We start from the raw sequence: 22,175 nt of genomic DNA, 5'->3' as shown, positions 1-22,175 counted from the left end.
GTCGCTGGGCAGGACCGGCGAAGCGACCCGGCCGGCCGGTGATGGCTCCTCGGCGATCGCCGTTGCCGCTGCCCCGTGAACTCCGCCGTGTGGCATCGGCCGGCCATCGCACGCCATCACCGCCACGTTCACCGGCTGGCAGCGGACGCGGAGACGAGTCCCCGTCCGGGGAGACGGGACACCGATCACGGCTATCTGTGTTCCGCAGACGTGACACCCGCAACGGGTGTCGTCACACCCACCACGGGTGTCACGTTCTCCGAGCACACATCACCCGGGACGCCAGGACGCCGGGGCGCCAGGACGACAGGACGACAGGACGCCGGGGCGCCAGGACAACAGGACGCCGGGGCGCCAGGACAACAGGACGCCGGGGCGCCAGGACAACAGGACGCCGGGGTGCCAGGACGCCGGGGTGCCAGGACGCCGGGGTGCCAGGACGCCGGGGTGCCAGGATGCCGGGGTGCCAGGGCGTACCGTCGGGGCGCTGTGGGCGCCCGCCCGGCGGGCAGACGGGGCCGAACGCCCGGCGGGCAGACGGGGCCGAGCGATTCGGCACGCACGCAGGGCCTGTGTGGTCGTTGACGAGTGTCACAGCGGTGCTCGGGGCACAAACCGTCGGTGCGGCGCTGTGCCCGCCCGCCCGCCTGCACGCCCGCGCCGGACAGGGGGTGGGCGCGCACAGCGCACCGAGCGTGTGCCCGGACCACCGCTGTGACACCCGTGAACGACCACGCAGAGCCTCACGTGCGCGCCGGTCGGCACCTACCGGCCGCGGGAAGGCACGGAGAACAATCGGCCATCAGCATCAGCGCTGGTAGTCAGCCGGTTCGGGGTGCTCCGGGCGTACGAGATAAATGGGTGGCGCGGGGTGAGGGTGCCGGTTAGCGTGAGCTTCATGCTGTGATGCCGTCCCGACCGCCGCCTGCCGCCCGCCGCTCCGTGCTGGTGTGGCACTCAGGCCGCGTTGTCTCCGTGCGCCGGAAACGGCCGGAGGGGAGTCGTCACGCCTTCGTCGCGGGATCACGATGCCTCCGGGTTTCCGGCACGTCCGGTGAGGGTTTCGCACCTGCCGGGCTCTTCGCCGCTGATCCGGCCGCCGCCTTCGGGCGAGGCCGTTCGTTTCCGGCCACGTCCTTTCCGACGCGGGAGGCGTGGTCCGTCCGCTCCCCAGCGGAGCCGCAAGGAGGTCGTTTTGCCTGCCAAACCGTTTTCCGTGCATCTGAACCTGGACGAGATCGCCCAGCGGGACATCGCCGCCGCTCTGCGCCCGGCGACTTCCACCGACGGCGCTGACGAATCGGCCGACCAGGTCGCCGCACACCACGGAGCCCGGGACGCCCGCCAGGCCGCCCGGGATCGTTCCGGCCGCGCCCGCTCCGGCCGCGCGAGCCAGTCGTCGGGTGGGCGTTCCTACGCGTTCCGTCGTAGCTGAGCCGCGGCCGCAGGCGACCACGCCCCGGTCGTACCGGGAGGAGAGAGCGCGGGCCCGGCGCCGGAGTGATCCGGTGCCGGGCCCGTCGCTGTCGCCGGGTACGGGTCAGCCGAGCTGTACGTAGACGTCGTCGATCTGGCCGTGATACATGTCGCTGTCCTTGGCGAAGTTCGGTCCGCCGATGCGCATGGGCAGGTTGTTGTCGACGGCCGCCGTGGTCGGCAGGGTGGTCTTGGCGCCGGCGACGCCGTCGACGGAGATGGCCAGGGTGGAGCCGGCGCGTTCGCAGACGACACGGTGCCAGTTGCCGTCGGCCACGGGGCGGGCCGAGCGGGCGACGAAGGACTGCCCGGTGCCGCGGGCCACGATGACGCACTGGGCGCGGCCGGTCTTGCCGATCTGCAGCTTCCACTGGCTGTCGGCGGTGGCGACGCCCTTCTGCATGACGTTGGCGTTGCCGCTGATCTGGGCGGAGGTGAGCCGGACGCTGGCCGCCCACCGGAAGTTGCGGGTGCCGGGGTCGAGGTCGGCGTCGTCGGGCGCCTCGAAGAGCGCCTTGGCGCAGGTGGGAGCGTTGGCGGCGCAGATGCCGGGGAAGGAGGCGAAGCGACCGGCGCCCTGGGTCATGATGGCGATCTGGCCGTTGTTGGCGCCGCGGATGGTGAGCTGGCCACCGCGGCCGGACAGGTCGTTGACCTTGCCGGCGGTGGCGCCGCCGTCGAAGGTGTAACGGGCGACGAGCGCGGGACCGGCAGGGTCTTCGGCAGCGAAGGCCGGAGCGCCGAACAGCGGCGCGAGGAGAACGGCGGACAGTGCCGCGAACATCTTCATGTCATGAAAGATGGCCTAAAATCCGTTTTGTTGCGATCTCTGGTGGAAAATGTAGATCGGATGGGGGTCGTCCTTCAGAGAAGGCACTCCGACTCGGCGATCATGCAGACCGCCACCACGCGCAGCAGCGGGAACCCCGCGGCCAGCCACTCGGCCACGGCGACCGGGGCGAAACCCGGCTCCGGCAGCGGCCGGCCCGCCCGGACCGCGCCGGCCGCGATCGCCCGGGCGTACGCCGCCAGACCCTCCGCGTCGGTGGTCCGTCCGGCGTCGTGCAGCGCGTCACGGACCGCCGCGGCATGCTGGTCGATCTTGGCGAGCAGGGCGGGCTCGGCGAACGCGGCGGCCAGGCCGTCCACCCCGACGCGGGCCATCATCTCGTCGAGGTAGATCCCGGCGGGGCGGACGGCGGCGGTCGACGTGGCGGCGAAGGCGAGGTTCTCGTTCGTCATGCCGACGACGCTAGAGGGCCGTGAACTGCGTGAACAGGGGGGTAACCGGTTAGCACCCCAAGCGCCACCGCGCGGCGACCGGCTACACGGCAAGCGCGTCCATGGCCCGGTAGACGCGCTTGTCGGAGACCGGGTACGCCGTACCGAGGGTCTGCGCGAAGTAGTTGATCCGCAGCTCCTCGATCATCCAGCGGATCTCCCGGAGCCCCTCCTCCGCGGGACCGCCCGGTGACACCGAGGCCCGCAGTTCGCGGTACTCCGACTCGATCTCGTGGATCTGGGTGGTGAGCTGCCGGTCCCGGGGCAGGCCGCCACCGAGCCGGTCCAGCCGGTACACGATGCCGCGCAGGTAGCGGGGCATCTGGTGCAACTGGCGCCATCCGGTCTCGGTCACGAAACCGGGGTGGACCAGGCCTTTGAGCTGCTGCCGGATGTCGGCCAGGGCGGGGAGCAGCTGCGGGTCGCGCAACTGTTTGAGGCGCTGCTCCACGTCGTACGCCGTGGCGAGCACCGCACGCACCTGGGTGACCAGGTTGGCGACCGCGTCGACGAGATCCTCCCGCACGGTGTCGCGCAGCGACGCGAACTCGACCGACGACCACACCGGTCCCCCGGCCTCGGCGACGAGCCGGTCCACGGCCGCACCGGCGCAGTCGTCGAGCAGGTCGGCGATCGACCGGTACGGGTTGGCCCGCGACAGTTCGAGTTTGGCCCGGTTGTCGAGCCGCCCCTGGAGGAACCGCGCGGCGGGCGGCAGCGTGAGCAGCAGCAACCGCCGGGTGCCGGCGATCATGGCGACCCGCTGCGACGCCTCGTCCTCGAAGACCCGGACGGCCACGCTGTCGCCCTCGTCGACGAGCGCCGGCCAGACGTTGACCTCGTAGCCGCCGCGCACCTGGGCGACCCGCCGGGGCAGCACGCCGAAGTCATTGACGGTGATCCCGCGCCGCTCCAGGTTGCCGGCCGCCCGGGAGATGGTGGCCCGCACCTTGGGCGCGAGCTGCTTACGCAGCACGTCGAGATCGCGGCCCTCGGCGACGATCTCGCCGGCCTCGTTGACGATCCGGAAGTTCATCCGCAGATGCTCGGGAACCTGGCCGGGCCGCCACGCGTCGCGCGGCACCACGGTCCCGGTGAGCCGCCGCAGTTCGTTGCCGATGGCGTCGGGCAGCGGCCCACGGCGCACCGGCACCCGGTCGAGGACGGCCTCGGCCCAGTCCGGCACCGGTACGAAGCTGGTGCGCAGATGCTTGGGCAGGGCCCGGATCAGGGCGATCACCACGTCCTTGCGGAAACCCGGCACCGACCAGCCGAAGTCGTCCGGATCGATCTTGTTGATCAGGTCGAGCGGCACCCGCACGGTGACCCCGTCGGCCGGCGAGTTCGGCTCGAAGGAATAGGACAGCGGCAGTTTCACCCCGCTCGCCAGCCACGCGTCCGGGAACTGGTGGGGGTCGACCGTGTCCCGCCCGGCGTTGACCAGATCGTCGCGGGTGAAGGTGAGCAGATCCGGGGTCTCCACCCGCGCTTTCTTCCACCAGCCGTCGAAATGGCGGGAGGAGACGACCTCGGCGGGGATCCGGGCGTCGTAAAGCGCGTACACCGTCTCGTCGTCGACGGCGATGTCGCGGCGGCGGGCCCGGTTCTCGATCTCGGTGATCTTCTCGAGCAGCCGCCGGTTCTCGTTGAAGAACTTGTGGTGGGTCTCCCAGTCGCCTTCGACCAGTGCGTGCCGGATGAACAGTTCACGCGACACCACCGGATCGACCCGGCCGTATCCGACGCGACGGCGCGGCACGATCGGCAGCCCGTAGAGGGTCACCTTCTCGAAAGCCATCACCGCGCCCATCCTGCGGTCCCAGTGCGGCTCGCTGTAACTACGTTTGACCAGGTGCGGAGCGAGTTTCTCGGCCCATTCCGGCTCGATCCGGGCATTCACCCGGCCCCACAGCCGGCTGGTCTCCACCAATTCGGCGGACATCACCCAGCGGGGCTGCCGCTTGAACAGCGCGGAACCGGGGAAGACCGCGAACTTCGCGCCGCGGGCACCGATGTACTCGCGTTTCTCCTGGTCTTTCATGCCGATGTGGCTGAGCAGACCCGCGAGCAGAGCGGTGTGCACCGGTTGTGCCGCGACTCCCGCTTCCCAATCCTCTTTCAAAGACAGCTCGAGCGTACGCGTGACCTGTTTCAGCTGCGCGTAGATGTCCTGCCACTCACGGACCCGCAGATAGTTCAGGAATTCGCTGCGGCAGAGCCGGCGGAACTGGTTGCCGGACAGCTCCTGCTGTTTCTCCCGCAGATAGCGCCACAGGTTGAGGTAGCTGAAGAAGTCCGATTCCTTGTCGGTGAACCGGGCGTGCTTCTCGTCGGCCTGCTGCTGTTTGTCGGCGGGCCGCTCACGCGGGTCCTGGATCGACAGGGCGGCCGCGATCACCATGACCTCGGCGAGGCATTCCTGCCGGTCGGCCTCGATCACCATGCGGGCCAGCCGGGGGTCGACCGGCAGCTGGGCGAGCTGCCGGCCGAGCGGTGTGAGCTTGCGGTCGTCGAGCGCGCCGAGTTCCTCGAGCAGCTTGACACCGTCGGTGATGTTGCGCCGGTCCGGCGGGTCGATGAACGGGAACCTCTGCAGATCGCCGAGACCCAGGTTGGTCATCTGGAGGATGACGCTGGCCAGGTTGGTCCGCAGGATCTCCGGCTCGGTGAACTCCGGCCGCTGCTCGAAGTCCTCTTCCGAGTAGAGCCGGACGCAGATGCCGTCGGAGGTCCGGCCGCAGCGGCCCTTGCGCTGGTTGGCGCTGGCCTGCGAAACCGGTTCGATGGGCAGGCGCTGCACTTTGAGCCGGTGCGAGTAGCGGCTGATCCGGGCGGTGCCGGGGTCGATCACATATCTGATGCCGGGCACCGTGAGGGAGGTCTCCGCGACGTTGGTGGCGAGCACGATCCGGCGCTCGCTGTGCCGCTCGAAGACCCGGTGCTGCTCGGCCGCGCTGAGCCGCCCGTAGAGCGGGACCACCTCGGTGCCGCGCAGATCCTTCTTGTTCAGCGCGTCGGCGGTGTCCCGGATCTCCCGCTCGCCGGAGAGGAAGACCAGGATGTCGCCGTCGCGGGGCAGCTCGTCGACGGCGGCCGCGATGCCGTCGATCTGGTCGATCGGCTCCTCGCGGACCTCGTCGTCCTCGATCACCGCGGTGGTGACCAGCGGCCGGTAGCGCACCTCGACCGGGTAGGTCCGCCCGGACACCTCGATCACCGGGGCGGGCTTGCCGTCCGCGCCGGCGAAGTGGGCGGCGAACCGCCCGGTCTCGATCGTCGCCGAGGTGATGACCAGCTTGAGATCGGGCCGCTTCGGCAGCAGTTCGCGCAGGTAGCCGAGGATGAAGTCGATGTTGAGGCTGCGCTCGTGGGCCTCGTCGATGATCAGCGTGTCGTACCGGTACAGCATCCGGTCGTTCTGGATCTCGGCCAGCAGGATGCCGTCGGTCATCACCTTGACCATGGTGTCGTCGCTCACCTGGTCGGTGAACCGCACCTTGTAGCCGACCGTGGACCCCAGCGGCCGGTCCAGCTCCTCGGCGATCCGCTCGGCCACCGTGCGGGCGGCGATCCGGCGCGGCTGGGTGTGGCCGATCTGACCACGGACGCCGCGCCCCAGCTCCAGGCAGATCTTGGGGATCTGGGTGGTCTTGCCGGAGCCGGTCTCCCCGGCCACCACGACGACCTGGTGGTCCCGGATGGCGTCGGCGATGTCGTCCTTGCGGGCGCTGACCGGCAGCCCCTCGGGGTAGGTGATCCGCGGCATCGAGGCGATCCGGCTCTCCAACCGCAGCCGGGCCCGCTCCACCTCGGTCTCGATCTCGGCGAGCACGGTGGAACGGGCGGCGTCGTCACGGATCCGGCGGGTCCCGTCGAGGCGGCGCTGAAGCCGCCGCTGGTCACGGGGCAACAACTCGGCGATCCGGCTACGCAGCGAGGAGACAGGCGTTATCGACATGGCGGAGCAAGGATAGGCACAACCGGCCGGAAACGCCTGGTGATTAACGCCGCCCTCACGCGTGCTCTCAGCTTCCCGGCGCCTTTTGCGGGTTGGCGGCGAGCCACTGGTCGATGGTGTCGTCCTTGATCGCGGTGAACATCGCGGCCGACTTCTTCGCGTCGAGCTTCACCGCGCTCCCGGCGGAAGTCCGCAGGCCCGCGTTGGTGTACGGCACGGTGGCGTACGAGATGGCCGAAGGTTTGATGCCCTTCACCGCGAATGCCAGATCCCGGAGTTCCAGGTCCCGATCCACGGTGAGCGAGTCGGCCACCAGGCTGACCAGCCCGTCGAGCGCCAGCGGGTCGCTGAGTGCCCCGCTCCTGGACACCTTGGCGATGACCGCCTTCACCACCAGCTGCTGGTTGTACATCCGCCCGAAGTCGCCGCCCGGCACCTCGTAGCGCTGCCGCATGAACTCCTCGGCCTGGCCGCCGTCGAGGTCGTGGCAGCCCTGCTTCCACACCTTGTCGGAGAAGGTGGAGCGCACGTCGTACGGCACGCAGACGTTGACCCCGTCCACCGCGTCGACCATGTCCCGGATGCTGGCGAAGTTGGCGATCATCGCCCCGTCCAGAGTCACCCCGGTGAGCTGCCGCACCGTCTTGGCGGTCAGCGCCGCCCCACCGAAGGCGAAAGCCGCGTTGATCTTGTTCTTGCCACCCGTCCAACTGCCACCGGCCGGCACGTCGACGTAGCTGTCCCGCGGAATCGAAATGATCGCCGCCTTGTCCCGGCTCCTCGCGATGTGCACCAGCATGATGGTGTCCGAGCGTTCCCCGATCGGGCTGTCCCCACCGGTCTCCTCGGCCCGGGAGTCCGACCCGAGCAGCAGGAGGTTGAGCGCCCCCGACTCCCAGTTCTGCTCACTCCGCGCCGCTTCCTCGGGCGGCACGGACGGCATCAGATCGGCCCGTTCCACCTTGCCCTCGTAACGGCTCACGAGGAAATAGCCACCCCCGGCCAGTCCACCGGCCATCACGAGTAGTAGCACGCCAAGCATGAGGAGCGCTTTCTTCCAACCCGGCATTGCCCCGAATCGCCCCTGCCGGTGAGCCGGTTCGCTTTTCCCGGGCTTCTCGCCGAGATCCAGATCTGATTCCACTCGCAACACCTTCACGGCTGGCCCGAGAAATGGTCAAGCCGCGAGCATCCTCTTTTCGGTCACCCTTGCCACCCGAGCGGACGAGCAGCGCATATCTCTCCAGAGCGGCGCAAAGACTTGAACCATGACCTAATACCGCATTGCCTCCGCCCGCTCGCCGCCCAACCAACGTGACCAACAGAGCCAGACACAGAGAGTGAGCAAAACCCGCCCAGTGCGGCACACTCCACCACTGTGAGCGGGCGAAAGAATACGGAGAGCAACCGATGAGATTCAAGTCACCTCGGCTCGCAAAGGGCGAGAGCTGCCGGATCCGAGTCCGGCCGACATCCCCGATGTCCGAATCCGAACCCCAAAACCGGCGTATTGATCGCCGGAATTCTGCCCGCCCCGCAACCCGAGGCACTCCCTATCTCTTAAGTCGAGTTCGTCCGTTTCTGAACCGCTGGGAAGGGCCGCCGCCCGAACGGATGATTCAGCCGACTTAGCCGCTGCCTAATGTTTGGCCCTCGCCACGGGTGAACGAGAAATTCCCGTGATAACTGACGATGACTATGGAGGCGGCGTGTCCGGGGCGCAGTACACGGCCATTTCTTCCGTACACCGGGAAGAATCGGGCACACGCAACTCAGTGCCCGCATGGTCGATAATCTTGATCGCTGACATCCTGTCGCTGTCGATCCTCATTCCGTTCAGCCCTACCCATCTGCGCGCATTGGTGGTATTCGCCATCGCCACGGTCGGGTTGTTCACCGCCGCCGGCCTCTACGGGCCCCGCCTGCACCTGTCCTTCCTGGACGACCTTCCCACGCTGGCGAGCCGGGTGCTGATCGCTGTCGCCCTGGTAGCCGGTGTCACCGCGCTACGCCACACCGAGAACACGGTCAACACCGTCGAGTCGCTGCTGCGCTCGGCCGCGCTGGCGATCCTGCTCCTCGTCGGCGGCCGCATGGTCACCTACCTGTGCATCCGGCTCGCGCGCAAGAACGGCCGAGTCGGCCACCGCGCGGTCCTGGTAGGCAGCGGCCCGATCGCCGCCGACCTGGCACAGGCACTGAGCCGGGATCCGGTCTACGGCCTGCGGCCGGTCGGCTACCTGGACGAGCCGGGTGATGAGAACGATCCCGGAATCGGCCTGCGGCGCATCGGTGACGTGACCGAACTGGCCCGGGTACTGGACCTGCACCGGGCCACGGTGATCGTGGTCGCCGACCCCAACGTCCCCGAGGACCTTTTCGCGGACGTGCTCGAAGCCTCCATCGGACGGACCCACCACGTCTTCGTCGTGCCCCGCATGCGCCGTTTCCCGGTTCGCCATCGGCTCAGGGACCATATCGGCGCCATTCCCGTCGTACGGGTGCGGCCGCCGGAACTCGACGGTTGGCGCTGGCGTTTGAAGCGGACATTCGACGTGTTCCTGAGCACGATCGCGGTCATCATGCTCAGCCCGGTCCTCCTGGCCTGCGCCGCCGCCGTACGCCTCGAGGGCGGTCCTGGAGTCCTGTTCCGACAGGTCCGGGTCGGCCGTTACGGCGTCCACTTCGAGGTGCTGAAGTTCCGTTCGATGCGCCCCCGTGACGAGGCCGACTCACAGACCACCTGGTCCATCGCCCAGGACGATCGGGTCGGCCCGGTCGGCCGGTTCCTGCGCCGCACCTCCCTCGACGAGCTTCCCCAGCTCTGGAACATCCTGCGTGGTGACATGACCATCGTCGGCCCTCGCCCCGAGCGGCCGCACTTCGTGGCCGAATTCTCCGCGGCCCATCCGCACTACGCCCGCCGGCACCGCGTGCCGGTCGGCCTCACCGGCCTTGCCCAGGTCAGCGGACTTCGCGGGGACACCCCGATCAGCGATCGTGCTCGCTTCGACAACTTCTACATCGAGAACTGGTCGCTCTGGCTCGACATGAAGATCATCGTCCGCACCCTGACCGAAGTCCTCACCGCCGGAGGCCGCTGACGTGGCCGATCGCAGCCTACGAATCCTTCATGTCACCGAGTGTTACTCAGCGGGTACGGGCGCAGTGATCAATCAGATGGTCGCCGGGCTCCCCGAGCACGAACACCACCTTTTGTGGCATGCCGACGAGGATCCGTGTTCGCCAGCCGACTTCCGGAGTTCCCACCTGCTCCCTGAAGGTACGACCGCGCGAATCCATGCAGTCATGAGAGCCGTGCAGCGGCTCCAGCCCGACGTCGTGCACGCTCATTCTAGTTGGGCCGGTATCTACACACGGCTTTCGCGCCTCGGCGTGCCGGTGGTCTATCAACCGCATTGCTTCGGCTTCGTCAATCCCAGCGTTCCCTCCGCACAGCGGAAAGCAGCACGGATGGTGGAGTCGGTTTTGGCCCCCAGGGCCTCAGCCATCGTGGCGGTCTCGCCCCACGAGAAGCGGCTCGCTCTGGGAGTCGTCGGGCGGTCCAAAGCCCACGTTGTCATGGTCCCGAACCGCCCCAGCGTCATGGCCCGGCCGCCGGCACCGTCGGTTTCCGTGTCTCCGGTGGTCAGCATGATAGGCCGACTGAGCCCACAGAAAGACCCTCTTTTCTTTGCGGAGGTGGCACGGCGAGTACGGGCTCGCCGCCCACACGTCCGGTTCCAGTGGATCGGTGGCGGCACCGGCCAGTCGTTCGCGGATGCTCTCAAGGAGGTGGGTGCACAGGTCACTGGCTGGTTGGATCAGGCGACAATGGCCCGGAGACTCGCCAGCAGCGATCTTTACCTGCACTCCGCGGCCGCAGAAGGTTTTCCAATCAGCGTGCTCGACGCTGCGGCGTCAGGATTGCCCGTTGTTGTCCGCGACATTGACGCGTTCGCTGGACTCCCGCTGACCAAGGCTATCGACGTGTCCCAGGCCGCCGATCACGTGGAGCAGATCCTCAGCGTCCCCGCAGCCCGCTCCGCGTCACTGGCCAGCGCGGCCAAACTGCTAGACGCGATGAGCACCGGCCAGCAAGCAGATGCTCTTACCGAGCTCTACCAGCACGTCACGAGGAAACGATGAAGATGCGTATCCTGCACCCTGACCGGATCGTCAACCGGCATGTCGGGGGCAACACAACCTATACACGCCGAATCCGGGAGGGCCTGGCGAGGCGAGGTGTACAGCTTGGGACGATCCCCGCGCTACCGCATCCGGTGTTGACCGCCGCGGCAGAGAATGCCTACTCACTACGCCGAATGAGACACTCGGTCCTGCATTTCTCCGCCGACACAGGCCCGATGATTCGCACGCGGACCGGTTCCGTGGTGACCGTGCATGGCGTGGCAAGCCGGTGGACAGCAGTGGCTCGAACCCCGGCCCAGGAGCAGATCTGGCGTTCCCGGGTAGGAGCCGCGATCCGCAACACCGACCGGCTCATCACCGTCTCTGAGAGCAGTTCTGCCGACATCACGGAAGTTTTCGGTGTCCGGTCAGAGCAGATTCGCACCATCCCGCACGGAATCGATGCGGAGGTGTTCGCCTCGCCTGTCGAGCTGAGTCCAGAACTCGCCCGCTTCGAAGGCCGGCCCTTCGCTCTCTTCGTCGGAAATCTCGAGCCTCGAAAGAACATCGTCGAGTTGATTCGTGCGTTCGGCAGACCGGAGATCCGCACCACCGGACTGGATCTCCTGATCATCGGGCGGCCAGCATGGAACTACGACGAGATCTTGCGCGAGATCGAAGCATCCCCCTGGGTCACCCGACTCGGATTCGTCACCGAGAACGACAAGATCGCCATGATGCAGCGATGCACTGTCTTCCTCTTTCCGAGTCACTACGAAGGGTTCGGTTTCCCGGTCCTAGAAGCACTGGCCGCCGGTGCGCCAGTGATCTGCAGCGACCGAGGCTCACTCGCTGAGGTGGCAGGGCCGTCGCTTCGCCTGGCTGCCTTGGACTCGGAATCAATGGCTGCTCAGATCGCCGCGTATCTGGAGGATACAAACGCCCTCCGAGCCTGTCGATCCGCCGGTCCGGAGTGGGCCCGAAGCTTCTCCTGGGAGAAGTCAGTCGACCAACACATTGCCGTTTACCAGGAGATTCTCAATGACTAAGGTCGCAATCCTGCATGGGTACAGCGCCGACAACATCGGCGACGGATTCCTCGTTCAGGAGACCTGTTCGATGCTCCGCGAGGTGTTCGGCCCCAACGTCGATATTACGTTATTCGCGCATAAGCCCGACTCGTTCGCGGGCTTCGGCGTTCGCCTCTTCTCGACAGCACCTAACAAGCTACTTCTACCGCGTGCCTCCACCCTGCGGGAGCTCGCGCGGCTTCGTACCTACGACCTCGTAGTCGGGGTCGGTGGTGGTTACCTGCGTATGGGGCGACCGTCTGCGGCTGCCAAGTGCGCGCTCGTGCACCTGCCTCAACTGATCGCGGCAGGACGAGTCGGATCACGCGCCGTATACCTGCCGCAGTCCATCGGCCCGTTCCGGATGGGCACACGCGCACCGATGCGCCGACTCTTGTCGAGGGTCAGTCAAGTCATGGCCCGCGACGACCGCACGATCTCCGAACTGTCGCTGCCGAACGTGACCCGATACTCCGACATCGCACTGCTTCGCAACGCCGCGATCAAGCGCACCCACATCACGCCCACTGGGCCGGCGGTGTACACCGTGCGAGGATTCGACGGGACCGTCCCTAAAGATGCGATCGCACTTGCCGAACTCCTGCGGCCGTTCGATGGCTTCGTTCAATCGACTACCGGTCGCAACAACGACACCGAAGCCATGGGATCCCTGCGCCCGATCCGCCTTCTCGAACGCTCAGAGATCCATGGCGCGGCAGGTGGCAGACGAGTCGTCGTGGCGGTACGCCTGCACGCGGCACTGCTCGCCATGGGTGCTGGACACTATGTAATTCATCTGTCCTACGAGCGTAAGGGTTTCGGCGCCTTCGGTGACCTTGGGCTGGGCGACTACGTGCACAACGTATTCAACTTCTCTCCGTCGATCGTCGCCGAACAGGTCGACCGGCTTCTGAAGGATCCTGAGGCGCGCAGGCGTTACGACGAGGCGATCACCGAGGCCGCCGGTGAGATTTCGGCGACGCGTGGCCGTCTCCTGGAAGTGATGCGCAGTACGGCTGGCGTGTACCCGGCACGCCAATGACGCCGCGCATAGGGATCATGGGCATCAAGCCAAACAGCAATGTCCAACCTGATCGGCTGAGCTGGCCTGGTTGGTTGAACCCAGCGCTGTCACTGATCATCGCGATGACCGTACCGACAGCAGCGGTTTCCCTGACGCCGGACGAGTTGTTCACCGAGGTCACTGGTCTGCCACCAGCTTCACCCGATTTCCTTGCCCGGCTCGCGGTGGTGAATGCGGCAGCAGTGGTCGGTCTAGCGTTGGCATCGTGCATCGTGCCCCGAAGCCGCTTCCACTATGAGGTGGAGCCGGAACTATTTCGGTGGCGTGCACGGCTTCTAGCCGGAGTGACAACCGCGGCTTACCTTTTCTTCGGCGCACTCGTCTTCGCTCGGGGTATGACACCTCAGCTTGCTTTGGCCGTGCTAAGCAGCGAGTACGGGGCCTTGCAAGCGAGCCGGGCGGCTTTCGTACCGGTCGCCGGCATAACTACGCTGGTCGCTTTCGGCGGCCCGGCCATCTGTGCACTCGTCGTCTCAAGCGTTCATCGCGCATTGACTCGACCCGAGATCGCCGCAATCGTCGTGATCGCAACGGGAGCAATGGCACGCGGATTTCTCAACGCTGAACGCCTGGCGATCATGGAACTCGCGATACCTGCGTTGCTCGGCCTGGTTGCCAAACGCCGAATCCGTCGAGGCGCCGAGGGTCTTCGCTCTGCTTCCGCTCCGGCTCTGATAGTGGCGGGTGTCGGCGCGTTCGCACTGTTCGCTGCCGGTGAATTGCTCCGGCCGAGCTACCAAGTTCGCGAAGGATCAGTAGATTTTGGCAGCTATATCTATGGACGTTTTTTCTCGTACTATCTGTCATCCACAGCAAACGGTGAGTATCTAAGTGAGCTCATTTCGAACGTTCCTACCCCCACTTACACGGCACAGGCCTTCTGGACCTTTCCGGGCGTGGACTCGCTGATCAGCCCGGCCACCATCTACGGTTACGACCCGTCAACGTCCTTCCACACGATGCTGGAGCAGTATCTGAACCCCGAAATGAACACCGTCGGCGTGGGTCCATCCCTTCTCGCCGAGTGGGGTCTGCCGGGCGCTTCGGCCATCGTCCTCGCCATGACGCTGGCGCTCACCCTAGCGTGGAAAGCTGGCTTGCATCGGCTCACTGCTGGTGCTGTCCCTTTATTGGCCGTGCTGACCATCGCCGCACTCGAATCGGCGAGGTATCCCTACTATTTCCAGGGACGGTTCGTGGTTGCCGCTTTGGGTGCTCTCTGGATCTACCGGTCCAGGCATGCTCGTCGGATGCCGACGGTAGATGAGTAAGCTCACTAAAGCGGCACGGCCGGTCATTCTGCTGGCCGGCTCAGGAGCCTCCGCCGCGATCCCGATTGCGACCCTGGCCGTCGCCGCGCAGACAATGACCCCAGCCGATCAGGGAATGGTCGCGCTCTCTCTTTCCGTGTCGGCATATGTCGCCCAACTTACCGGTGCTGCACTCATCGAAAGCCGCCTAGCGGCAGCTCAACATGAGATCCGTCTTCCATTTTGGCTATTTCCAGTCGCCGCGATCGGCGCCGCGATCATCGTGCTCGGCTCGTCCGCCTCCCTGTCGCGCGCTCTCGGCCTCCTCCTGTTGTATCCGGTATTGGAATTGACCCGAGTCGTGTGTGTGGTAGCGAATCAGGCGCGCATGGAGGCATACGCGGCCAGTACCGTGCTGTCCGCCGCCGCGACCAGCCTGCTGCTCGCACACCTCGGGCACAGGCAATCGGCCTGGGCGGTACTGGCGATCGGTGGATTCGCCGCCGTGCTACTGCGCCGCAGCCTGCTGACACGCGACTCTGTTCAACCAGCTCCCGCCCGAGTCGCTGCACCATTGATCGCTGAAACCGCGGTCACAGGTATTGTGCAACCGATCCTGGTGGTCGCCATCTCATCGGTGCTCGGCCCCCTCGCAGCTGTCGGTTTTCGCGCTCTCACCTCGCTCGGTGGCCTAATGAGTCCGGCACTAGGCTTCCTCCGACTGCGATTACTGTCACACGCCGCCAGCCGCGCTGACCGCATAGTTTCACTTAGTCTCCTCGGAGTCTTCGGCACCGCTGTGGTCATTGCCGGACAGGCTCCAATCATGTTCACCCTTTTTGGCGACGCCTGGACCTACAGCTCCCATCTAGGTGTAGCACTCCTCGTCTGCTGGCGCCTGATCATCGCGATCTCGACCTTTCCCTTCGCTGCATTGCGCCGCGCAGGACGGACGGTCACGGTCTTGGGCGTTCGTGCGGTGTCCTCGGTCATCTCTCTGGTTCTCGCCCTCGGTGGCGCGCACTGGGGCGGTATCACCGGCGCCATCGGCGGTCTGCTGATCGCCGAAGCAATCTCTCTAGGCATTTATCAATGGAAGGCCCACCGATGACGGTCACCGAATACCTTCGAGTCGCACGAGCGCAGTGGCTCGTAATCCTGGTAGCCATGGTGCTCACTACGGGTGGCGCGATAACCTACTCCCTGGTCAGCACGAAGCAGTACAGCTCAACCGCTCAACTATTTGTCTCGGCGACCGGCGGAACCAACAGCACCAGCAGCGATCTCAATCAAGGTGGCACCTTCACTCAGCAGCGAGTGAAGTCCTACATCGATTTTGTCGACAGCCCCGAAGTCATTACGACCGTCATCGACGACCTACGGCTTCCATACACGCCGACGGAACTCGCCACCAACATAGATGCGGCATCACCACTCAATACCGTATTGATCAATATCACTGTGATAAACGAATCACCGGAGGTGGCGCAGCGGATCGCAGAGGCTACGGCCGTGCAATTCAGCAACGTGGTCGCCGCGATCGAAACGCCACCGGGCAGCAGCCTGTCACCCGTCAAGATCTCCATCACCCGGCACGCTGACCTGCCGACGGCCCCGATTCTCCCTCGTACCAGCCTAAACATCGCTTTCAGCCTGTTGGCGGGCATCGTCGCCGGCCTGATCCTGGCACTGTTGCGACACCATTTCGATCGCACCATTCGCAGCCGGGAGACAATCACCCGTCTCATTAATGTTCCGGTAGTCGGGAGCCTATCCGACAACCCGTCAGGTAAGAACAACACACTCTTTGGGACCCTTGACGGCACCGTCCGCGGCGAGGAGTTCCGACACCTTCGGACCAACATCCGCTTCCTCTCCGTTGACCGGCAGATTGGCAGCTTCGTGGTCACCAGCGCGTTGCCCGACGAAGGCAAGACGTCGACTGCCGCCAGCCTCGCCATTACGCTCGCTCAGGCTGGCCAGTCGGTGGTGCTGATCGACGCCGACTTGCGGCGCCCGACGCTGGCCGATACCTTCGCTCTTCCTGCCGCTACCGGCCTGTCAAACGTGCTGCTCGGCGAGGTTGGCTTGCACGATGCCATGCAGCAGTGGCGGCCAGATCTTCCCCTCTATGTTCTGACCTCCGGAGCAACTCCACCGAACCCCAGTGAATTGCTCAGCTCGCGCCAATTGGAGAAGCTGGTTCACCAGCTTCGGGAATCCGGAATGATCGTCGTCTTCGATTCTCCTCCATTGCTTCCTGTAACGGACGCGGCGGTACTCGCCAGGGCCACCGACGGCGCTCTGTTGGTCGCACGTGTAGGACGAACCCGAAACGAGCAGCTGCAGGCCGCTGTAGAGGTGCTACGAGTGGCCAGCGCGCCGATTCTGGGAGTTGTCGCGAATCGCGTGCGGCGTACCAAGAAGTCCAACTCATACGAGGCGTACTACCAGCAGGCGGTGCCGGCGAAAGCCTGTTGAACTCGCCCGCTCGATCATTTGCTCATAGCAGCCACGATCGTGTCGATGGCATTGGCGATTTCGGTGGCAGCGCGGCGGTAGTCTTTCTTGGTGCCGCCCATCGGGTCGTCGACGTCGAAGAGATGTGGCGCCGGCGGGGTGAGATACCCGCGTCGGCGCCACGCGAACCCCGGCAGATAGAGGACTTTCTCCGCCAGGTTGTGACCGGGAAGCTCTGCCGCGTGTAGCCCGTTCAGGAGCCAGGCAAGCTCGCGCCAGGTGAAGGTTTTGTCACGGAGAACGGCCGGCGCCGCGCTCGCGACCTGATCGCGGTGCTTGCGGGTAGCGGTAAGGATCAGGTGGGCATGGCGTGCTTCGACGCCGTCCAGCAAGCGGGAACGGAAGTTCGTGCTGTCGACATCGCGCCGTTCGAGTTCGGCCACAGCCAGCGGCTGCATCGGGGCGCCGGCCGGGCCGTGGGTGCCCGCGCTAGTTATCCACACGGATTGGGCGACCGGCCCGAAATGCTTCCAGAACTCGTGGATCATGAGCCGCTCGGCGATGGGCGATCGGGCCTGGTTACCCGTGCAGACGTGAAGAATGCCGCCCAACCGGTCGAAACCTCCTATCAAGATCATGATGTCCACACGGAGTACGCGACCACCGAGGTGAGGCTAGTCGCCGGTGGCGACAATCGCCTGGCGATCATCCGAGCTGACAGAAGCAGCCTTCCCCGTACCGGAGAAATGAAGAAATGGAGGCTGTGCCGCCGTTTCCCGGAACCAGGCTGAGTCGGTATCCCAAGCGACCAGACGTGCGCGAGTGGGAAGACGGGGCCGATTGTGATCGTAGTCGCTGAGGATCACGATGACATCCGGTACGTACTGAAGCGTTCACTGGAACGCGCCGGGCACCACGTCGTGGCCGCGGCCGACGGGGCGACGGCGCTGGCGGCGATCCGCGAGCACCGGCCGGACCTGGTGGTCACCGATGTGGACATGCCGCACATGACCGGCCTGGACCTGTGCCGGGCGATCCGGGCGGACGACGATCTGCGGCACATCCCGGTGGTGGTGGCCAGCGGCTCGCTGATGCCGGGCGACGGGCGGGCCGAGGACGCGGGCGCCTCGGCCACGCTGCTCAAGCCGTTCGCCCCGGCCCAGTTGCTGGCGCTGATCGCCCAGTTGCTGCCGCGGGTCGTCTCCGACGGCGTCTGACGGCTACCGGTCCTGGCGTTCGCGCTGCGGCATCGGGGCGAGCGGCCGGCCGGGCCCCGGCTCCTCGTCGGGGACGCCCAGGCCGGGCAGCCGGGCGGCGTCCATGATCGCCGCGCGTTCGGCGAGGGCCCGTTCCAGAGCCGCACGGATCGCCTCCTCGTCCTCCGCCATGTGCTGTCGGCGGTTCTCCTCACCGGTCATCCCGAGTTCCTCCGTAACGTCGGGGGCGCGCTGACGCCGTCGCTGTTGCTGGTCTTGATCGCGCCGGGCCGCCCGGCCTGCCGGCGGCTCCCCGCCTCGGTCTCGCGCAGCCCGGCGGTGGCCGCTCGGCCCGGGCGCCGGCCCGGCCGGTGGCCGGCACGTGCACCAGCCAGGCGAGCAGGCCGGTGAGGATCAGGCCGCCGGCCGGCGCGATGATCGGCGGATACCAGCCGGCGCCGGCCAGGTGCCGGAGGTCGCCGCGGGTCTCCAGGATCCAGTGCCGGTCGGCGATCTCCAGGCGGCCGGTGCGGCGCAGGCCCGGATCGCCGCCGGGCCGGGCCGGGGCGGCGAGCGCCTTGCGGGTGCCGTCGGTGTCGACCGCGATCAGGTCGGCGGAGACGCCGGACCGGGCGGCGGTGCGCAGGATGTCCTGGAGGAAGGTGCCGCCGTGCAGGCCGGAGACCACCCAGCCGCGGAATTCGGGGACGTTGGCGCGGGTCCAGACCGGCGAGGCGAAGGCCACCCACCGTTGCCCGGCGGCCGGCCGGTCCCGGTCGCGGGCCGGCACGTACGCGTCGGAGACGGTCGTCCGGTGGGTGTCGCGGGCCAGTTCCAGCGCGGTGGCGACGGGTTCGGCGCCGGCCAGGTCGGCGCCGGTGCGGGGGTGCTGCCCGCTCTCCTCGTCGAGGGGCCGGGACAGGACGGTGAGGTAGTGCTCGCCGTTGCCCGGGTTCGGGCGGAGGGAGACGCCGGTGGCTCCCCGGCCGCGCCACAGTCGCTCGGCCGCGGCCACGTCCGCGGTGGGCGCCGCCACGACGAAGGCCACCGGGGCGGCGCCGGCCGGGCGGGCGGCGGTGAGTGGCTCGGTGAGGACGTCGAAGTCCTCCCAGGTGAGCTCGTCGTCGGTGGCGATGCCGGCGGCCACGCTGTCGAGCAGGCCGCTGAACCGTTCGATCTCGGCGCGGACGGCGGCGAGGACCGTCCGGTGCCGCTCGTCCATCGCCCGGCCGGCGATGCCGCGCTGGGCCTGGTACAGGGCGGCCGTGGACAGGGCGGTGGCGATCAGACCGGTCAGCAGCACGGCGACGGAGAGCAGCGGACCGGTGGCCCGCCGCGTTCCGTCTCCGTGTTCCTCCATGTAAGGGAGGGTATGCCCGGCGTTACTTCCACGTGTCGTACTGGTACAAATCGTATCGGGTCATAATCTTGGTGACCTTGGCGACGTAGTTCGGGTCGGTGGCGTACCCGGCCTTCCACACGGCGCTGATGAACTTGTTCGCGTCCTTGGTGTGAGCGAACGCCGGAGCGTACCGTTTGTTGTTCTTCAGGAAGTGGCCATGGTCACGGAACGAGCGGGCCATCGAGGCGTAGGTGCGGAACGCGTCGGAGGTCTCGAAGCACTTCCCGGCCTTGTCACACTCGGTCGTCTTGTAGACGTGGCAGCCGGTGGCGTGCGGCCCGTGGTAGCCGCCCTGGCACTTGATGCCGAAGTAGTTGCGGTCCACCGACGACAGGCCGCTGCGGCCCCAGCCGGACTCCAGGATCGCCTGGGCGATGGTGACCGACGCCGGCACACCGTACTCCCGCCAGCTCTTCCGTGCTCCCGGAACGGCCGCGGCGATGAACTCATCGGGCGTCAGGGCGGGGGCCGGGGCGGGCGCGGGCGGCGGGCAGGTTCTCAGGGTCGCCGAGACGACGTACGCGTGCGAGATGTACCGCCCGTCGCTGAGCCGGTCCCACAGCGCCGAGGTCCGGACCGTCCCGCTGACCCGGTCACCGGGCACGGCGCAGACCAGTCGCACGGCCGCGCCGTCGGCCATGCGGCGCACCACGGCGTTGCCCAGGCCCGGGCCGGACCGGACGTTGACCGCCCCGTCTGTGGTGCGCACCCGGCCCGCCACGGACGTCTGGGGCGCGGCTCCGGTGGCGGCGTGCGCCGCACCGGGGGCGAGACCGGGGCCGGCCCCGGCGGCGAGCACCAGCAGCGCGCCGGTGAGCAGTCGTCGGGTGGTGTGGCCCATGAGTGAAGTCCCCTTCGTCACCGTCAGCATCGGTTCGAAGGTGCGGCGCGGCCGTTGCGCCGGAAGATCACGATCGGGTGCGGTCGCGTTGCGGTGCTTGGAAACCGGCGTGACGGGGAAAGGGCTTGGCGCATCGCCAGCCCTGGAGGTCCTCATGACGGCCGTCGCGTCCCGTCCGGCTCCCGCCCGCACCGCGTCCGGCGGTGTCCGGCACATCCTCACTCCGCTGCTGGTCGCGGTGGTCGCCGCGGCCGGGGCGGTGGTCGTGCACCGGATATTCGTGGGGACCGCGCTGGGCCAGGAGGTGGACACCGCGGCGCTGCGGGGCGGCGACTTCCGCCATCCCCGGGTCGGTGACGTGCTCGGCCGTACGCTCGACGCCACCCGCCTCGCGGTGCTCGCCGTCGTGTGCCTGGCCGCCGCGGCGTTCGGTGTGCTGCGCCGCCGCCTCGACCTGGCGGTGGCGTCCGCCTTCCTGGTGGTCACCGCCAATCTCGCCACCCAGCAGCTCAAATCGCACCTGGACCGGCCGCTGCTGGACGACTTCCCGGCCCCCAACTCGTTCCCGAGCGGGCACGCCACGGCCGCCGCCTCCGCGGCGTTCGTGCTGGTGCTGGTCTTTCCGCGGGCACTGCGCGGCATGGTCGGGCTGGTCGGCGCCAGCTACGTCGCGGTGGTCTCGGTGGCCACCGTGTGGGCCGAGTGGCACCGGCCCGGCGACGTGCTCGCGGCGCTGCTCATCGTGCTGGCGTGCGGTTCGGTGGCGGTCTTCGGCGTACGCCTGCGCCGGTTCGGGCCGACCCGGCCGCTGCATCTGCCGAACCGGCTGGTCATGGCGATCCTCGCGGTGACCGCCGCTCTCGCCGCCACGGCCGGCCTGGTCGGTGTGCTGTCCGTGGCCCTGTCCGAACGCGCCCTCCCGGACCTGGTCTCGGGTCGTTTCGCGTTCCTCACCGGCGTGGCCGGCATCGTCGCCGTCACCGCCGCAACGTTCATCGTCTGGATCCGGCTCACCTCCGGCGAACCCGCCGGGGACCGGTCCGGACCCGTTCAGGGAGGCATTGAATGACCACGACCCCCGACGGCACCACCCCGGCCACGCCGGTTCCGCCCGGCCCGGCCGGCGGGGTGCCCGACCTCCCGGCCCAGACCACCGGCACGAGCGCGGCGGCCGCGACCGGCGCCACCGTGGTGGTCGGCACCTATCCGGAGTACGCGCTCGCCCAGCAGGCCGTCGACCACCTGTCGGACAACCGGTTCCCAGTCGAGCGCACGAAGATCGTCGGCACCGACCTGCGCCTGGTGGAGAACGTCCTGGGCCGGCTCACCACCGGCCGGGCCGCCGGCGCCGGTGCCGCCAGCGGGGCGTGGTTCGGCCTGCTGATCGGCCTGTTCTTCGGGTTCTTCAGCGACTCGAGCTGGCCGGCCGTGCTGCTCACCACGGTGATCATCGGCGCGGTCTGGGGCGCGATCTTCGGCGCCATCGCGCACGCCGCCACCGGCGGCCGCCGGGACTTCACCTCGCGCAGCTCGCTGCAGGCCGCCACGTACGAGGTGCACGCCGACGCCGAGGTGGCCGACGAGGCACGGACCCTGCTCATCCAGTTGAACTGGCAGGCCAGCGGCGCCCAGTGAGCCCGAGTCCCGCTGAGCCGGGCCGGGCGGCGCCCAGAGTGAGCCGGGCGCCGCGAGCGGGCCGGGGCCGTCAGACCTCGGCCAGCTGCCGCCGCAGCTTGGTGAGCGCCTTGGTGATCAGGCGGGACACGTGCATCTGGGAGATGCCGATCTGGTCGGCGATCTGCGATTGGGTGAGGTTGCCGTAGAAGCGCAGGGTGAGGATCTTCTGCTCGCGTTCGTCGAGGGTGGCGAGGGCGGGGCCGAGGGCGACGCGGGTCTCGGCGATCTCGTATTCGTGGTCCTCGCCGCCGAGGGTGTCGCCGAGTTCGGTGGTGCCGTCGGCGCTGATCGGGGTGGAGAGGCTGGTGGCGTTGTAGGCGCGGGCGCCTTCGAGGCCTTCGAGGACGTC

The 22,175-nt window shown here is 67.6% G+C and carries 20 protein-coding genes; 11 read left to right on the top strand and 9 right to left on the bottom strand.

The window, feature by feature from the left end; genetic code table 11:
- Window positions 1-1,195: 1,195 nt before the first annotated feature.
- Entirely contained in the window at window positions 1,196-1,435 is a 240-nt protein-coding gene (locus AB0I88_RS11465; protein ID WP_361021337.1) for a hypothetical protein, read from the top strand.
- A 105-nt stretch (window positions 1,436-1,540) separates the two neighbouring features.
- On the opposite strand, the gene AB0I88_RS11460 is transcribed toward AB0I88_RS11465, so the two are convergent.
- The 4 genes from AB0I88_RS11460 to AB0I88_RS11445 all read right to left on the bottom strand — a co-directional run bounded on the left by AB0I88_RS11460 (window position 1,541) and on the right by AB0I88_RS11445 (window position 7,757).
- A complete protein-coding gene (locus AB0I88_RS11460; protein ID WP_361021335.1) occupies window positions 1,541-2,266 on the bottom strand; it encodes a LamG-like jellyroll fold domain-containing protein in 726 nt (241 codons plus the stop codon).
- A 74-nt stretch (window positions 2,267-2,340) separates the two neighbouring features.
- On the bottom strand, window positions 2,341-2,718 hold the full coding sequence (locus AB0I88_RS11455; RefSeq protein ID WP_361021333.1) for a DUF6401 family natural product biosynthesis protein: 378 nt from the start codon (window positions 2,716-2,718) through the stop codon (window positions 2,341-2,343).
- Between the two features lie 82 nt (window positions 2,719-2,800).
- Window positions 2,801-6,715: an ATP-dependent RNA helicase HrpA gene (gene hrpA, locus AB0I88_RS11450; RefSeq protein WP_361021331.1), complete on the bottom strand. Its 3,915-nt coding sequence runs from the start codon at window positions 6,713-6,715 to the stop codon at window positions 2,801-2,803.
- A 67-nt stretch (window positions 6,716-6,782) separates the two neighbouring features.
- Entirely contained in the window at window positions 6,783-7,757 is a 975-nt protein-coding gene (locus AB0I88_RS11445; protein WP_361021329.1) for an LCP family protein, read from the bottom strand.
- 754 nt (window positions 7,758-8,511) lie between these two features.
- On the opposite strand from AB0I88_RS11445, the gene AB0I88_RS11440 reads away from it, so the two are divergent.
- The 7 genes from AB0I88_RS11440 to AB0I88_RS11410 are packed head-to-tail and all read left to right on the top strand — an operon-like array spanning window position 8,512 to window position 16,731.
- Window positions 8,512-9,819 (top strand): sugar transferase, encoded by a 1,308-nt coding sequence (locus AB0I88_RS11440; protein ID WP_361021327.1) that lies wholly within the window; start codon window positions 8,512-8,514, stop codon window positions 9,817-9,819.
- Between the two features lies 1 nt (window position 9,820).
- On the top strand, window positions 9,821-10,864 hold the full coding sequence (locus AB0I88_RS11435) for a glycosyltransferase family 4 protein (protein ID WP_361021325.1): 1,044 nt from the start codon (window positions 9,821-9,823) through the stop codon (window positions 10,862-10,864).
- A complete protein-coding gene (locus AB0I88_RS11430; RefSeq protein ID WP_361021323.1) occupies window positions 10,861-11,895 on the top strand; it encodes a glycosyltransferase family 1 protein in 1,035 nt (344 codons plus the stop codon). Before AB0I88_RS11435 ends, AB0I88_RS11430 begins: the two co-directional genes overlap by 4 nt.
- A complete protein-coding gene (locus AB0I88_RS11425; protein ID WP_361021321.1) occupies window positions 11,888-12,958 on the top strand; it encodes a polysaccharide pyruvyl transferase family protein in 1,071 nt (356 codons plus the stop codon). Before AB0I88_RS11430 ends, AB0I88_RS11425 begins: the two co-directional genes overlap by 8 nt.
- 17 nt (window positions 12,959-12,975) lie before the next feature.
- A complete protein-coding gene (locus AB0I88_RS11420) occupies window positions 12,976-14,271 on the top strand; it encodes a hypothetical protein (protein WP_361021319.1) in 1,296 nt (431 codons plus the stop codon).
- Window positions 14,264-15,361 carry a hypothetical protein gene (locus AB0I88_RS11415; protein ID WP_361021317.1) on the top strand — a complete coding sequence of 366 codons (1,098 nt, stop codon included), beginning with the start codon at window positions 14,264-14,266 and terminating at the stop codon, window positions 15,359-15,361. The genes AB0I88_RS11420 and AB0I88_RS11415 overlap by 8 nt, the downstream gene beginning before the upstream one ends.
- Window positions 15,343-16,731 carry a polysaccharide biosynthesis tyrosine autokinase gene (locus AB0I88_RS11410; protein ID WP_361021315.1) on the top strand — a complete coding sequence of 463 codons (1,389 nt, stop codon included), beginning with the start codon at window positions 15,343-15,345 and terminating at the stop codon, window positions 16,729-16,731. Before AB0I88_RS11415 ends, AB0I88_RS11410 begins: the two co-directional genes overlap by 19 nt.
- Before the next feature lie 14 nt (window positions 16,732-16,745).
- Here AB0I88_RS11410 and AB0I88_RS11405 read toward each other — a convergent pair whose 3' ends face one another.
- On the bottom strand, window positions 16,746-17,348 hold the full coding sequence (locus AB0I88_RS11405) for a hypothetical protein (protein ID WP_361021616.1): 603 nt from the start codon (window positions 17,346-17,348) through the stop codon (window positions 16,746-16,748).
- A gap of 204 nt (window positions 17,349-17,552) precedes the next feature.
- On the opposite strand from AB0I88_RS11405, the gene AB0I88_RS11400 reads away from it, so the two are divergent.
- Window positions 17,553-17,927 carry a response regulator gene (locus AB0I88_RS11400; RefSeq protein WP_361021313.1) on the top strand — a complete coding sequence of 125 codons (375 nt, stop codon included), beginning with the start codon at window positions 17,553-17,555 and terminating at the stop codon, window positions 17,925-17,927.
- A gap of 3 nt (window positions 17,928-17,930) precedes the next feature.
- On the opposite strand, the gene AB0I88_RS11395 is transcribed toward AB0I88_RS11400, so the two are convergent.
- The 3 genes from AB0I88_RS11395 to gsmA are packed head-to-tail and all read right to left on the bottom strand — an operon-like array spanning window position 17,931 to window position 20,179.
- On the bottom strand, window positions 17,931-18,128 hold the full coding sequence (locus AB0I88_RS11395) for a hypothetical protein (RefSeq protein ID WP_361021311.1): 198 nt from the start codon (window positions 18,126-18,128) through the stop codon (window positions 17,931-17,933).
- Complete coding sequence (locus tag AB0I88_RS11390) at window positions 18,118-19,266, bottom strand: CHASE domain-containing protein (protein ID WP_361021309.1); 1,149 nt, start codon at window positions 19,264-19,266, stop codon at window positions 18,118-18,120. Before AB0I88_RS11390 ends, AB0I88_RS11395 begins: the two co-directional genes overlap by 11 nt.
- Before the next feature lie 22 nt (window positions 19,267-19,288).
- Entirely contained in the window at window positions 19,289-20,179 is an 891-nt protein-coding gene (gene gsmA / locus AB0I88_RS11385; RefSeq protein WP_361021307.1) for a sporangiospore maturation cell wall hydrolase GsmA, read from the bottom strand.
- Window positions 20,180-20,303: 124 nt separating this feature from the next.
- Here gsmA and AB0I88_RS11380 point away from each other — a divergent pair, with 124 nt between their 5' ends.
- Both AB0I88_RS11380 and AB0I88_RS11375 read left to right on the top strand, forming a co-directional pair.
- Complete coding sequence (locus AB0I88_RS11380) at window positions 20,304-21,218, top strand: phosphatase PAP2 family protein (protein ID WP_361021305.1); 915 nt, start codon at window positions 20,304-20,306, stop codon at window positions 21,216-21,218.
- Window positions 21,215-21,784 (top strand): general stress protein, encoded by a 570-nt coding sequence (locus AB0I88_RS11375; protein ID WP_361021303.1) that lies wholly within the window; start codon window positions 21,215-21,217, stop codon window positions 21,782-21,784. Before AB0I88_RS11380 ends, AB0I88_RS11375 begins: the two co-directional genes overlap by 4 nt.
- Before the next feature lie 70 nt (window positions 21,785-21,854).
- On the opposite strand, the gene AB0I88_RS11370 is transcribed toward AB0I88_RS11375, so the two are convergent.
- Window positions 21,855-22,175 (bottom strand): sigma-70 family RNA polymerase sigma factor (locus AB0I88_RS11370; protein WP_361021301.1); only part of this gene is annotated, 321 nt, incomplete at its 5' end.

It is taken from the genome of Actinoplanes sp. NPDC049802 (assembly GCF_040656595.1).
In the GTDB taxonomy this organism is placed as follows: domain Bacteria; phylum Actinomycetota; class Actinomycetes; order Mycobacteriales; family Micromonosporaceae; genus Actinoplanes.
The sequence above is the reverse complement of the archived record's forward strand: the minus strand, read 5'-3'. Positions and strand labels throughout refer to the sequence as shown.

Bases quoted from the DNA above. Each gene is read 5' to 3' on its own strand.
- AB0I88_RS11445 (WP_361021329.1), bottom strand. From the start codon at position 7,757: ATGCTTGGCGTGCTACTACTCGTGATGGCCGGTGGACTGGCCGGGGGT.
- AB0I88_RS11380 (WP_361021305.1), top strand. From the start codon at position 20,304: ATGACGGCCGTCGCGTCCCGTCCGGCTCCCGCCCGCACCGCGTCCGGC.
- gsmA (WP_361021307.1), bottom strand. From the start codon at position 20,179: ATGCTGACGGTGACGAAGGGGACTTCACTCATGGGCCACACCACCCGA.
- AB0I88_RS11415 (WP_361021317.1), top strand. From the start codon at position 14,264: ATGAGTAAGCTCACTAAAGCGGCACGGCCGGTCATTCTGCTGGCCGGC.
- AB0I88_RS11390 (WP_361021309.1), bottom strand. From the start codon at position 19,266: ATGGAGGAACACGGAGACGGAACGCGGCGGGCCACCGGTCCGCTGCTC.
- AB0I88_RS11395 (WP_361021311.1), bottom strand. From the start codon at position 18,128: ATGACCGGTGAGGAGAACCGCCGACAGCACATGGCGGAGGACGAGGAG.
- AB0I88_RS11455 (WP_361021333.1), bottom strand. From the start codon at position 2,718: ATGACGAACGAGAACCTCGCCTTCGCCGCCACGTCGACCGCCGCCGTC.
- AB0I88_RS11420 (WP_361021319.1), top strand. From the start codon at position 12,976: ATGGGCATCAAGCCAAACAGCAATGTCCAACCTGATCGGCTGAGCTGG.
- AB0I88_RS11425 (WP_361021321.1), top strand. From the start codon at position 11,888: ATGACTAAGGTCGCAATCCTGCATGGGTACAGCGCCGACAACATCGGC.
- AB0I88_RS11375 (WP_361021303.1), top strand. From the start codon at position 21,215: ATGACCACGACCCCCGACGGCACCACCCCGGCCACGCCGGTTCCGCCC.
- AB0I88_RS11460 (WP_361021335.1), bottom strand. From the start codon at position 2,266: ATGAAGATGTTCGCGGCACTGTCCGCCGTTCTCCTCGCGCCGCTGTTC.
- hrpA (WP_361021331.1), bottom strand. From the start codon at position 6,715: ATGTCGATAACGCCTGTCTCCTCGCTGCGTAGCCGGATCGCCGAGTTG.
- AB0I88_RS11405 (WP_361021616.1), bottom strand. From the start codon at position 17,348: ATGATCTTGATAGGAGGTTTCGACCGGTTGGGCGGCATTCTTCACGTC.
- AB0I88_RS11430 (WP_361021323.1), top strand. From the start codon at position 10,861: ATGAAGATGCGTATCCTGCACCCTGACCGGATCGTCAACCGGCATGTC.
- AB0I88_RS11410 (WP_361021315.1), top strand. From the start codon at position 15,343: ATGGAAGGCCCACCGATGACGGTCACCGAATACCTTCGAGTCGCACGA.